Source organism: Corynebacterium sp. HMSC072D12 (assembly GCF_001813925.1).
Lineage (GTDB): Bacteria > Actinomycetota > Actinomycetes > Mycobacteriales > Mycobacteriaceae > Corynebacterium > Corynebacterium aurimucosum.
On the sequence record NZ_KV814416.1, the window covers coordinates 261069 to 272279 of the forward strand.

At 63.0% G+C, this 11211-nt stretch carries 11 protein-coding genes; 5 read left to right on the forward strand and 6 right to left on the reverse strand.

The features are described from left to right. Positions 1 to 7: 7 nt before the first annotated feature. Both HMPREF2943_RS11495 and pheA read right to left on the reverse strand, forming a co-directional pair. The gene (locus HMPREF2943_RS11495; RefSeq protein WP_070443250.1) at positions 8 to 655 is read right to left on the reverse strand and encodes a histidine phosphatase family protein; all 648 of its coding nucleotides are present in this window, start codon (positions 653 to 655) and stop codon (positions 8 to 10) included. 11 nt (positions 656 to 666) lie between these two features. Beyond that, complete coding sequence (gene pheA, locus HMPREF2943_RS11500) at positions 667 to 1578, reverse strand: prephenate dehydratase (RefSeq protein WP_070711707.1); 912 nt, start codon at positions 1576 to 1578, stop codon at positions 667 to 669. 41 nt (positions 1579 to 1619) lie between these two features. Here pheA and HMPREF2943_RS11505 point away from each other — a divergent pair, with 41 nt between their 5' ends. From HMPREF2943_RS11505 to HMPREF2943_RS11515, 3 genes are all read left to right on the forward strand, one after another. Then, positions 1620 to 2765, forward strand: a complete 1146-nt coding sequence (locus HMPREF2943_RS11505; protein WP_070711710.1) for an amidase — start codon at positions 1620 to 1622, stop codon at positions 2763 to 2765. Further along, positions 2762 to 3460: a CPBP family intramembrane glutamic endopeptidase gene (locus HMPREF2943_RS11510; RefSeq protein WP_070443245.1), complete on the forward strand. Its 699-nt coding sequence runs from the start codon at positions 2762 to 2764 to the stop codon at positions 3458 to 3460. The genes HMPREF2943_RS11505 and HMPREF2943_RS11510 overlap by 4 nt, the downstream gene beginning before the upstream one ends. A gap of 83 nt (positions 3461 to 3543) precedes the next feature. Beyond that, positions 3544 to 4947 carry an LCP family protein gene (locus HMPREF2943_RS11515; protein WP_246817313.1) on the forward strand — a complete coding sequence of 468 codons (1404 nt, stop codon included), beginning with the start codon at positions 3544 to 3546 and terminating at the stop codon, positions 4945 to 4947. A 108-nt stretch (positions 4948 to 5055) separates the two neighbouring features. On the opposite strand, the gene HMPREF2943_RS11520 is transcribed toward HMPREF2943_RS11515, so the two are convergent. From HMPREF2943_RS11520 to HMPREF2943_RS11530, 3 genes are read right to left on the reverse strand one after another with little or no spacing between them, the layout of a single operon-like run. Next, the gene (locus HMPREF2943_RS11520) at positions 5056 to 5985 is read right to left on the reverse strand and encodes a DUF5926 family protein (protein ID WP_070711713.1); all 930 of its coding nucleotides are present in this window, start codon (positions 5983 to 5985) and stop codon (positions 5056 to 5058) included. 21 nt (positions 5986 to 6006) lie between these two features. Further along, entirely contained in the window at positions 6007 to 6711 is a 705-nt protein-coding gene (locus HMPREF2943_RS11525; protein WP_049156880.1) for a glycerophosphodiester phosphodiesterase family protein, read from the reverse strand. Continuing rightward, a complete protein-coding gene (locus HMPREF2943_RS11530) occupies positions 6711 to 7658 on the reverse strand; it encodes an L-lactate dehydrogenase (protein WP_070443241.1) in 948 nt (315 codons plus the stop codon). Before HMPREF2943_RS11530 ends, HMPREF2943_RS11525 begins: the two co-directional genes overlap by 1 nt. A gap of 140 nt (positions 7659 to 7798) precedes the next feature. Here HMPREF2943_RS11530 and HMPREF2943_RS11535 point away from each other — a divergent pair, with 140 nt between their 5' ends. Further along, on the forward strand, positions 7799 to 9640 hold the full coding sequence (locus HMPREF2943_RS11535; protein ID WP_070711715.1) for an alpha/beta-hydrolase family protein: 1842 nt from the start codon (positions 7799 to 7801) through the stop codon (positions 9638 to 9640). Positions 9641 to 9664: 24 nt separating this feature from the next. Here the strand turns inward: HMPREF2943_RS11535 and msrA are convergent, their stop codons facing one another. Then, positions 9665 to 10315: a peptide-methionine (S)-S-oxide reductase MsrA gene (gene msrA / locus HMPREF2943_RS11540; RefSeq protein ID WP_070711717.1), complete on the reverse strand. Its 651-nt coding sequence runs from the start codon at positions 10313 to 10315 to the stop codon at positions 9665 to 9667. A gap of 163 nt (positions 10316 to 10478) precedes the next feature. On the opposite strand from msrA, the gene HMPREF2943_RS11545 reads away from it, so the two are divergent. Then, a complete protein-coding gene (locus HMPREF2943_RS11545; RefSeq protein ID WP_046647628.1) occupies positions 10479 to 11081 on the forward strand; it encodes a superoxide dismutase in 603 nt (200 codons plus the stop codon). Positions 11082 to 11211 lie beyond the last annotated feature (130 nt).

An 11211-nucleotide genomic window follows, 5' to 3' on the forward strand; every position in this document is an offset into this window, starting at 1 on the left:
CAGCGGGTTAGACTTCGGTATCCGCCCAGCGCTTGAGCGTCCACTGGCCAAAAGGCTGGCCCTGCGGCTCCATGAGGGTAAAGCGGCAGTTCGGCATGTAGCCGGTATAAGCAAAGTCTGGGTCCACGCCGCAGGCATGTCTCGTCACTACGCGAATGGCGGCGCCGTGGCTGACGACGACGATGTCTTCATCATCCTCTAGCTCCGCAGCGAGATCCTCCAACACCGGTTGGTAGCGCTCGAGCACATCCACGTAGCTCTCACCGCCAGGCATCCGGGCGGACTCATCACCGTCGAGCCAGCCGCGCAGTGCCACCATGTATTCGCGGTGGGTATCCTCACTACCGCTCATTTCATGATCACCGGCAAAGACCTCGTGCAAGCCTGTACGCACTTCCACGGGGACATTGCGCTCATCGGCGGTCTCGCCGAAAGCACGGGCGGCCAGCATCGCGGTCTGCTGGGCGCGCAAGGCAATGGAACACACAAAGCGCACACGGCGCCCTGCGCACAGTTCAGCTAACTCGCGGCCGACATCTTCCGCTTGGCCGCGGCCGCGCTCGGTGAGCTCGGCACCTGGGGGCCGGGTATCCATAACGCGGTCAATATTGGAAAAGGTCTGGCCGTGGCGCAGCAGGATGATTCTTCCGGTCATGCTTCACCACACTATTGGCCGGTGCGCGCCTGCGCTACCCATTCATCGGCTTCTTGCAGCCGCGCCAAGTTTCGTGGGGCCTCCCCGAGCGCCACCGCGGAAGGCCAGGAACCAACGAACACGACGTCCTCCGCCCGCAGCCACAGCGCCCGCAGAGCCTCCGCCACCGGCTGGTCCTCAATGTGCCCGATGAGATCGGCGTGGAAGCGATAGTTACCGAAGACGGTGCGCAGCGGGCGGGATTCGATGCGGGAGAGGTCCACCCCGCGGTGCGCGAATTCCTGTAGGGCCCCTACCAGGGAACCGGGTTCATTGGGCAGGGTGAAGATGACGGACGTCCTGTCGTTGCCGGTCCGCTCGGTCGGCTTTCCGGCCGGTCCCACGAGGACGAAACGAGTCGTGGCCCCCGCGACATCTGCCACATTCTCCGCAATAGAATCCAGTCCGAAGACCTCCGCTGCGCGGGCAGGGGCGGCAGCGACATCCACCTCCCCGCGCGCCACGGCCTGCGCCGCCGCACCATTCGACGCCGCCGGAACATACTCCACGTCCGGCAAGTTCTGCTTCAACCAACCGCGCACCTGCTGGTAGGCCACGGGATGCGTAGAGAAGGTGCGAAGATTCTCTGCGGTAGTGCCGGGGCGCACCAGAATGGAGAAGGACACCGGCAGGTCTACCTCGCGGTAGATCTGGACCCGGGAGCCGTCGGCAAGCGCGTCAAAGGTGGCAGTAACCGGCCCGTCCACGGAGTTTTCGATAGCCACGCAGGCATAATCCGCCGCACCAGTGCGCACCGCCGACAGCGCCTCGGCCGGGGAGCTCACCGGCAGCCCCTCGGGGGAAGTAAAGTCTGCGGCGAAATGCTGCATCGCCGCTTCCGTAAAGGTTCCAGCGGGCCCGAGGAATGCGATCGTGGTGCTCATGACAGCAACTTTATCTCACACAACTACTAAACTGAGCCGCCATGGAGAGCACCGAGTTCACGCTGGACAAGCTGCGCGAGGATCTATCGACCCTAAGCCCTGTGGAACACGGCTTCACGTACCTCGACCTCGAACGCCGGCCGCACACGCACGGGCGCTTGAGCGGCTGGATCCTCTCGGTTAAGGATCTCAACGATGTCGCCGGCATGCCCACCACGCTCGGGCATGCCGAACGTGCCTACGTGGCGGAGGAGACCGATCCTTTCGTGCAGGAGCTTATCGACGCCGGTGCGCTCGTCATCGGCAAATCCGCCGCACCCGAGCTGGGTCTGCGCGTGGACACCGAACCTGTCGGCCTGCCCCACCCCGATAATCCGCTCTACCCAGGCCATACCCCGGGTGGCTCCTCCGGCGGGGCGGCAATCCAGGTGGCCCGGGGCCTCATGCGCGCCGCGCATGCCTCCGACGGTGGCGGTTCCATTCGCGTGCCGGCCGCTGCCTGCGGCGTCGTGGGCTTTAAGCCCGGCGGCGAGGACCTCTCGGTGCAGGGGTTCATCACACGCAGCATCGCCGATACCGCAACACTGCACGGCCTTCGTCCGCGTGCCCGGCGCGCCCGCATCGGCGTGCTGACGGAGCCCCTCTTCGCTCAAGCTGAGGTGGCCCCGCACATGCTGCGCGCGGTCGCAGAGGCCACCGCTACCTTTGAAGGCGCGGGTTTCGAAACCGTGGCTATCTCCCCCTATCCCCAGGCCGCGGCTACCTTTGAGGCCTTCCAGCACATCTTTAGTCGCCGGCTGGCTGGCCTTGACTTCGCGGAGGGTTACGCGGAGTGGATCCGTGCGAAGGGCCGGCGCGTCACGGACTCCGAATTCGCCGCAGCCCGCGCCCACGCCGCCCAGCTACCGGAAATGCTGGCACAAGAGTGGGACGTCGACGCCATCTTGAGCCCCATGCTGGCCTTCGATCCACCCCGGCGCGGGCACTTCCTGGCACGGGAGCACCAGGCCAACTTCGATGAGCAAACGCGGTGGTCACCGTGGGGATCGTTGTTCAACGTGGCGCAGCTGCCCGCTATTTCTGTGCCCTGGCCGGTGCGCGATCACCCGCCGGTAGGCGTGCAGTTAGGCTCACTCACGCTTGACGAGTCCTCCCTTCTCGGCCTCGCCCAGGTGCTTCACCCATGACCGCGCGCTCACGCCTGCGCGCGGAAATCCTCATCGTCCTCACCATCACTTTTGGAATCTCTGGTGTTCGCGCCGTGCTACGCCTGACCGATTCTCTGCTCAACCCGGCCCCGCTCAACGAGCAATCGGTCACCATCAACGCTTCGCAGTCGGCGACTTCGCTACTGGACCTTGCCTTCCAGCTCTGCAGTGCCGCCGTGCTGTGTGCCTGGGGAGCGCTTGCCCTTTATTTGATTTCTTTTCCGCCCCGCCCACAGTGGCGGGACGGCCTGCACGGCGCGGCGTTGGCGGCGGTTATTGGGCTTCCCGGGTTGGTGCTGTATTACGTGGCGTTGCACTTCGGCTGGACCAAGGAGGTGGTGCCGGGGGCCTTCGATAGCTGGATTGAGATCCCGGTGCTGCTGATTAAATCCTTCGCCAACGCCTGGGCGGAGGAACTGGTGGTGGTGTACTGGTTCATGACCAGGCTCAAGCAGTCTGGGTGGGCCTTACCCGCAACGCTGGCCGCCTCCTCTATCTTGCGCGGTTCTTACCACCTCTACCAGGGAGTCTCCGCCGGCTTTGGCAATATCATGATGGGCCTGCTTTATGGCTGGTATTTCCACCGCACCGGGAAGGTATGGCCTCTGGTCATCGCGCACTTTCTGATCGACGCCGTCGCTTTCGTGGGCTACGCACTGCTCTTCGGCGCTTAAGCGGTGCCCGGACGCCGAAAAGACCACCACCGCGCCCTGTGGGATAGGTGGGGCGCAAGTGGTTTCGCGGTACAGTGTTCCCCATGACCTACCAAGGACGCGATCCCGAGCGCGAAGCTCGCCGTGCTGGCGAGCCCCACGGCACTCCCCGCCGCGCGGGCTCCGCTGATTCTGCGAGGCCTTCCCGCCCCTACGACCCGGCTGGCCCGCACGCCTCACATGCCTCCGGCCAGGACGCGGGCGAATTTGTCCTTGGTGCCGATGGGCAGCCCTTGCGTGATCGCTACGGCCGTCCGGTGCGCCGCCGTCCATCCACACAGCGCAGCACGCCGTCTCAAAATTCCCCACGCACCCAGCGTCCCACCCCGCGTCGCTCACGGCCGGAGGAAACCCGCTTCGACGTCGATGCCTACATGGCCCAGCACTCCCCCGCGCGCCCAGCGCCCCGCCAGAGCGCGGCCACCCGGGAACCTGCCGCCGGCGCATACCGGCGAAGTCCCGACGCACCGCCACGCAGCTATTCCCCACAGGCTCCCTCCCGCGGGCGTGCCGCAGGACGCCCACATAGCCGCCGCAAGAAGGTCAACCCGGTCAAGCAAGCTTTCGGTTGCCTGGGCTGGCTGGTCGTCATCGCCCTCGTCTTCATGGTGGCCTTCACCTTGTGGACGGATTCACGCCTCACCCGCATCGATGCCCTGCCCACCGAACAGGTGGCGCCGACCTCTGGGACGAACTGGCTGTTGGTGGGCTCGGACTCCCGCCAGGGCCTCACCGAGGAACAACAAGCGGAGCTAGGTACCGGTGGCGATGTAGGCGTCGGCCGCACCGATACCATCATGCTTCTGCACATCCCCAGCTCCGGAAAGGCCCAGCTGGTCTCCATTCCACGCGATAGCTACGTCGACGTGCCCGGCTTCGGCATGGACAAGGTCAATGCTGCCTTCACCTACGGTGGGCCCCAGCTGCTGACCCACACCGTGGAACAAGCCACCGGCCTCCACATCGATCACTATGCGGAGATCGGCATGGGCGGCTTGGCAAACGTCGTGGATTCCGTGGGCGGCGTGGAGATTTGCGTCAAGGAGCCCATCAACGATCCGCTCGCGGGCATCGACCTTCAAGCGGGCTGCCAGAAGCTCCGCGGCCCAGATGCCCTTGGCTACGTGCGCACCCGCGCTACCGCGATGGGTGACTTGGACCGCGTCGAGCGCCAGCGCGAGTTCTTCGCCGCGCTGCTGGATAAGGCAACGTCCTTCTCCACCATTGGCAACCCCTTCAAGGCCGTCTCCCTGGTCAACCACACCACGGATTCCTTCATCGTCAACGAGAAGGACCACGTGTGGCATCTTGCCCGCATGGCGCTGTCGATGGCCTCAGGCGTGGAGACGACGACGGTGCCCATCGGCGGTTTCCAGGACACGGTCGTGGGCAATGTCGTCCTCTGGGATGACGCTGAGGCCCAAGCGCTCTGGGACTCCATGCGCTAAGGCTTCGACCGGTCGTTTCGATCAATTAAGGCTCCAAAACCGCCTTGAGGTTTTGGAGCCTTAATTGATCGATATGTACCTAAGCTTTGGGGCTAAAGCACCCAGGAACTAGCGCAGCGTCACCTGACGGGACTTGATGTTCTGCAGCTGCTTGCGCTCATCGGCATCGAGGTTGGCGTCGTTGGAAATCTCCTCTTCCAGCGCCTTATTCACACGAGACAGCTCGGACTCGTAAGAATCGTGCGCAACCACAGGGTCGAGGTCAAAGACCGGGGCGATGAGACCATGCGTGCGGAAGACACCGGCGAACTTGGTGTTCTCGCCCAGGTTGAGCTCACCGCGAGCGGCAATGCGCGCAAGCGCATTGAGGAAAGCATTCTCGTCATCGCACGGGCGGACCCATCGGATATGCGCCTTGCCGCCACCGGCATTAGCCCAGAAAGCGGTGCCGACGAAGCCTTCGGCCTCCTGGCCCACCTGGTAGGACTCGATGACGGAATCATTGGCGCGCTGCAGAGCCTGCGCCATCTGTGGAGGAACCTGCGCGCCCTCCGGCATCCACCACGCGAAGTCCTGGTAGACGTTGATCTCCAGCTCGGCGTCCTCCTCCAGCAGCTCCTTGAGCTCCGGCTGGGAACCATCAGCAGCAGTGGACTCGAGGGTGGAGCCCGGCGCGTTGTTCTTCACCCAGTTCAGAGCAAAAGCCAAGTCGCGGCCCGGGTTGTGGGTGTGGGACTGCACCTGCAGGCCCACGAAGGCCTCACCACCGGATTCCTCATCACGGATGAGCGCCGCGGTAGCACCGGGCAGCACGGTGGCGACGTAGACATCCTTGTCGAAGCCCTTGACGGACAGCTTCGCCGTTGCGGAAGGAACAAATTCCTGCAGGGCGACGAGGCTAGCCTCAGCGGCCAGCCCACCAAAGGGGCGAGGGTCCTTTTCCAGGGCAGCGCGCTCGGCGGCGCGGGCAGCGAGCTTAGCTTGGCGGCGGGACATGCCCTCCGGCAGCTGTTCGTTCTTCTTTTTCTTCTTGGCCATACTGAACAACTTACCTGTTCATTACAGCTCAATGGCATGCAGGGCCACTTCCGGCTGGTTCGTGGCGAGAATATCTACCCCGTTGGCCCACGCCCACTTCATGTCCGCGGGTTTATCGATGGTCCACATGTACGTGGGCAAGCCGTGCGCGCCGATCGCGTCGGGCTGCAGCTTGCCGCGCAACAGCGACATGCCCAGGCCAGTGGGCTGCGACAACAGGATGTCGGGACGGTTGAAATGGCGCTCCCAATCGCGGCGCAGGTAGATGCGGTCGACGTGCGGGGCAAGTGCTGCCATTCGACGAATGGCCCGGTGGGAAAAGGAAATCATGTGGATCCGGGGGTCGTCGAGAAGCCCTGCGTAGCGCAGCCGCAGCACCATCTGTTCTTCGAGGATGTCGCCTTGCCCCGAGGGATGCTTGGTCTCAATGTAGAGGTGGTGCTTCTTATCCCCGAGCATGTCGAGGAGTTCGTCGAGAAGCAGCATGCGCTGGCCGCCGCCAATCTTGAGGCGGCGCAGCTCCTCCCAGGTCATCCGAGACACTCGGCCTGAGCCATTCGTGGTGCGGTCCAGTGTGGGATCGTGATGAACCACCACCTTGCCGTCGCTGCTCAGGCGGATATCGCACTCGATACCATGGATGGGAAGCTCGAGCGCTTTCTCAAAGGCAAGAGGGGATAGCTCCGGATATTTCCCGGAGTATCCCCTGTGGGCGACAATCTTCACTAGCCGAAGATTTCTTCCTTGATGGTGTTGAGAGTGTTGAAGGAGTTCTCGAAGCGCTCCTTCTCGTGGTCATCGAGGGCCAGCTCGATAACGCGGTTGACGCCGGAGCGGTCAACGATGGCCGGGGTGCCGATGAAGACATCCTCGTGGCCGTACTCGCCCTGCAGGTAGGCAGAGACCGGGAGAGCGACGGCCTGGTTCTGGATGACCGCGCGGGTGATGCGGGCCAGGGCCATGCCGATGCCGTAGGAGGTGGAGCCCTTAGCGTCGATGATGTGGTAGGCAGCGTCGCGGGTGTCCTCGAAGATCTTCTCGATGCGCTCGTTGTAGCCCGGGTCCTTTTCAGAACGGTGGGACAGGGAGACACCTGCGATGTTGGCGGAGGAGACGACCGGCAGCTCGGAATCGCCGTGCTCACCGATGATGTAGGCGTGGACGGAGGTCGGTGCCACGTCATCCATTTCAGAGAGCATGTAGCGGTAGCGGGCCGAGTCCAGGACGGTGCCGGAGCCGATGACGCGCTGGTGCGGGAAGCCGGAGGCCTTCCACACTGCGTAGGTCAGCAGGTCCACCGGGTTGGAGGCGACCAGGAAGATGCCGTCGAAGTCATTCTTCATGACGTCCGCCACGATGGAGTTCATGATCTTGACGTTCTTGTCCACGAGCTGCAGGCGGGTCTCGCCGGGCTTCTGAGCGGCGCCGGCGCAGATGACGACCATGGAAGCGTCCTTGCAGTCTTCGTAGGTGCCCTTGGTCACACGGGTGCGGGACGGGGCCCAGACGACGCCATGGTTGAGGTCCATGACGTTGCCCTCGAGCTTCTTTTCGTCGATGTCGATGATGGCCAGGTGATCAACAGTGCCCTGGTTGACCAGAGCGTAGGCGTAAGCAACTCCAACGTCGCCAGCGCCGATGAGTACTACTTTGTTTCCAACATGATTTCCCATGACTCCTATTGTGCCCCTAATGTCCGAGTTTTGCTCGTTATGCGCCCGAATTCACAGATTAAGTAGTCCGATCTCACATTTTTATGCCCGATTAGGTCTGATTAGTGGCATCACTGCACGTTCGCCCCAAAGCTGGTTCAATGGCCAGCATGCGTCAACTCGCGCGCCGCATCGCCCTCAAAACCGCCCGCACAGGACTTCAGGCTGCCATCTTTTCCTTGGAGCTCATCAGTGATCTCACCCCTGGAATGCGCATGACCGGCAGGCGGCGCCTGCCGCAAAATATGTGGCCCGGGCTCTTCGGCGCCGAAGTAGCGACCTGGGCAGCCGTCTCCCCGTCGCTATTGCCACGCCCGTGGTGGGTTACCGCTGCCAACGTGGCCATCGGCCAAGGCGCGGGACATCTCGCCGCCACCACCGCGGCTTTCGCAGCGAAGCGCGCCCTACGCCACGCGGGCCGGCGCCCCCAGGATCGGGTCGGCCCCACCACTCGGCGCTATTCCTACTACTTGCTGGGGCTCGGAACCTTCATCGCGGGCATACGCTCCCTGCGCAACCAAACAGAGCAGGCCCGCCTCGTGGGCAAACTCAATGACCGCGGCCCGCAATCCGCCGCACTAGGAATGATGGTGGGTACCGCAGGCTACGGCGCCTTGCTTATCGTAGGGGAGGCGGCTCAGCTTACCGTCACTCAACTTTCTCTCCAGGTGCAGCGTTGGCTGCCCCGGTGGATTGCCTGGCCCCTAGCCGGCGGCGCGGTGGGCTTCGCCGCGGCCGTGGCCAGCGACCGCATGGTCTGGCGCCGGCTGCTCCACAAAGCCACTATCCAGGGCCTTGCCCTCAACAAGCTCGTCTATCCGGGATCTGTCATGCCGTGGGAGCCGGAACGCTCCGGCAGCCCATGGTCCCACGAGCAGTGGACGGCTGTCGGCTCACAGGGCCGCGTTTTTCTCGACCGTGGCCCCCGCGCCCAGGACATCAAAGAGGTCATGCACTTTGACCGAGCGCGCGAACCAATACGCATTTACATCGGCCTCATCCGCGGCCGTGGTCCGCACGCCGCCGCCCGCCACGCGGTGGCGGAGATGGACCGCACGGGGGCCTTCCACCGCGACACCATCGTGCTGCAGATGCCCTCCGGCTCAGGCTGGATCAATAATTATTCGGTCAGTGGCTATGAATTCCTCACGCGCGGCAATTGCGCCACCGTGGCCTTGCAATTCGACTACCTGCCTTCCATGTTTTCCTACCTGGTGGATAAGAACCTCTCCCGCACTTTTGCGCGCGAGCTCATCGCCGCTGTTCACGCCCGCCTCGAGCTCTTGCCCGAGGATAACCGCCCCAAGCTGTACTTAAGCGGCGAATCCCTGGGCTGCTATGCCATCGTGGAAAACTATGAGACGGTCGAAGATTTGCTCGCGGCGTGCGATGGCGCGGTATTCACTGGGCCGCCCCGGATGACCAGTTTCATGCGCCGCCTGCACCGCGAACGCGGCTCCTTGGAGCGCTTGCCGCTTATCGACGGCGGCCGGCACCTCCGCTTCGCCGCAGTCCCCGCCCACATGGAGCACGATGCCTTCGGCGAGCCCTATGGCCCCTGGGAGCGCCCGCGGGTAGTGGTGGGGCAACACGCCTCCGATGCCATCGTGTGGTGGGATAGCAAGCTCATTTATGCCCGCCCCAACTGGATCCACGAGCCGACCCCGCAGACCTTGTACGCAGATACTTTTAACAACCTGCGCTGGCATCCGTTCATCACCTTCTGGCAGGTAGCACTGGACCAGATCAACTCGCTCAACGTGCCGGGCGGCCACGGGCACAACTACTTCGAGGAAACCTTCTGGTACTGGGATTCCGTCCTCGGATCCCAAACCCGCACCCAGCTCACTCCGGAGCTAGCTGAGCGCATGCGGGCCTTTGTGGAGCGCGACCAGCTCAACAAACCTTCCGACTTCCGCACGCATGTGCGCAAACAGCTCTAGCCGCCGGCCAGTGCGCTCACTTCACTAGCCGCACTTCACGCCGGTGCTGTGGTGCGGGCAGTAGCCGTTGGGCACCTTGTGCAGGTACTGCTGGTGTTCGTCCTCGGCCAGGTAATACTCTCCCGAGTCTGTCTCACTGAGGAGGGTGACTTCGGTGGTGGTGGCGCCGAAGCCGGCGTCGGCAAGCTTGCCTGCGTAGGAATCCACGAGCTGCTGGATCTCTTGGCGCTCCTCCTCGGTCTCCGGGTAGAACGCCGAGCGGTACTGCGTGCCGACATCGTTGCCCTGGCGGAAGCCCTGAGTCGGATCGTGGGCCTCCAGAGCCTTGACCACTAAGTCTCGCAGGCTCACGCGCTGCGGGTCATAGGTAATCTGCACCGCCTCCGCGTGGTTGGTCAGCCCGCGGCAGACCTCGTAGTAGGTCGGGTTAGGCGTGGTGCCGCCCGCATAGCCCACGGACGTGGACTCCACGCCCTCAGTTTCCCAGAACATCTTCTCCGCGCCCCAGAAACAACCGATGGCGATGATGAGGGACTTCTGCCCTTCCTTCCACGGTCCAGTAATCGGAGTGCCTAGCACCGCATGGGGCTGCGGGTTATCCAAGACGGGCTCGGCGCGCCCGGGAAGGGCGTCCTCCGCTGCCACCAGCTTGGGTTCTGGTTTGAAAAGAAACATGCTGGGATCTCCTTCACTTAGTGCTGTCCTCCCCTTATACTCCGCTGCGCTGCCCACAATCCAGGTTTTTGTTCATGGCCTCTACCATAGAAAAAATATTGTGGCCAAATTCTCATTTGATCCCTACCATGGGGCCTCGTACCCCAAAGAAAGGATGACACAAATGGCTGTTTACGAACTTCCGGAACTCGACTACGCATACGATGCTCTAGAGCCGCACATCTCCGCCGAGATCATGGAGCTGCACCACTCCAAACACCACGCTGGCTACGTTGCTGGTGCTAACGCTGCGCTCGAGGCCTTGGAGGAGCAGCGCAACGGCGAGGCTAACGCTGACGCTATCCGCGCTCTGTCCAAGAACCTTGCCTTCAACCTGGGTGGCCACACCAACCACTCCATCTTCTGGAAGAACCTCTCCCCGAACGGTGGCGGCGAGCCCACCGGCGAGCTGGCTGAGGCTATTAACCGCGACTTCGGTTCCTTCGAGAAGTTCAAGGCTCACTTCTCCGCTGTTGCTACCGGCCTGCAGGGCTCCGGTTGGGCAGTTCTGGGCTATGACCATGTTGCTGGCCGCCTGATTATTGAGCAGCTGACTGATCAGCAGGGCAACATCTCCGTGAACTTCACCCCGCTGCTGATGCTGGATATGTGGGAGCACGCCTTCTACCTCCAGTACAAGAACGTGAAGGCTGATTACGTCAAGGCTGTCTGGAACGTCTTCAACTGGGATGACGTTGCTGAGCGTTACGCTGCTGCCACCAAGTAAGCACTCTGGCCTCATTTAAGGCCACATAGCTGACCGCGCTGGGTCCTCTTCATTGAGGCTCAGCGCGGTTTCGCGTTTTGGCTCCCTCTACAGGCTTTGCGGGCCCTTCCGGTTTTAGAGTGCGTTGATT

What these genes read in the sequence shown, in the direction of transcription:
- HMPREF2943_RS11495 (WP_070443250.1), bottom strand. Translation starts at nt 655, where the DNA reads ATGACCGGAAGAATCATCCTGCTGCGCCACGGCCAGACCTTTTCCAAT.
- pheA (WP_070711707.1), bottom strand. Translation starts at nt 1,578, where the DNA reads ATGAGCACCACGATCGCATTCCTCGGGCCCGCTGGAACCTTTACGGAA.
- HMPREF2943_RS11505 (WP_070711710.1), top strand. Translation starts at nt 1,620, where the DNA reads ATGGAGAGCACCGAGTTCACGCTGGACAAGCTGCGCGAGGATCTATCG.
- HMPREF2943_RS11510 (WP_070443245.1), top strand. Translation starts at nt 2,762, where the DNA reads ATGACCGCGCGCTCACGCCTGCGCGCGGAAATCCTCATCGTCCTCACC.
- HMPREF2943_RS11515 (WP_246817313.1), top strand. Translation starts at nt 3,544, where the DNA reads ATGACCTACCAAGGACGCGATCCCGAGCGCGAAGCTCGCCGTGCTGGC.
- HMPREF2943_RS11520 (WP_070711713.1), bottom strand. Translation starts at nt 5,985, where the DNA reads ATGGCCAAGAAGAAAAAGAAGAACGAACAGCTGCCGGAGGGCATGTCC.
- HMPREF2943_RS11530 (WP_070443241.1), bottom strand. Translation starts at nt 7,658, where the DNA reads ATGGGAAATCATGTTGGAAACAAAGTAGTACTCATCGGCGCTGGCGAC.
- HMPREF2943_RS11535 (WP_070711715.1), top strand. Translation starts at nt 7,799, where the DNA reads ATGGCCAGCATGCGTCAACTCGCGCGCCGCATCGCCCTCAAAACCGCC.
- msrA (WP_070711717.1), bottom strand. Translation starts at nt 10,315, where the DNA reads ATGTTTCTTTTCAAACCAGAACCCAAGCTGGTGGCAGCGGAGGACGCC.
- HMPREF2943_RS11545 (WP_046647628.1), top strand. Translation starts at nt 10,479, where the DNA reads ATGGCTGTTTACGAACTTCCGGAACTCGACTACGCATACGATGCTCTA.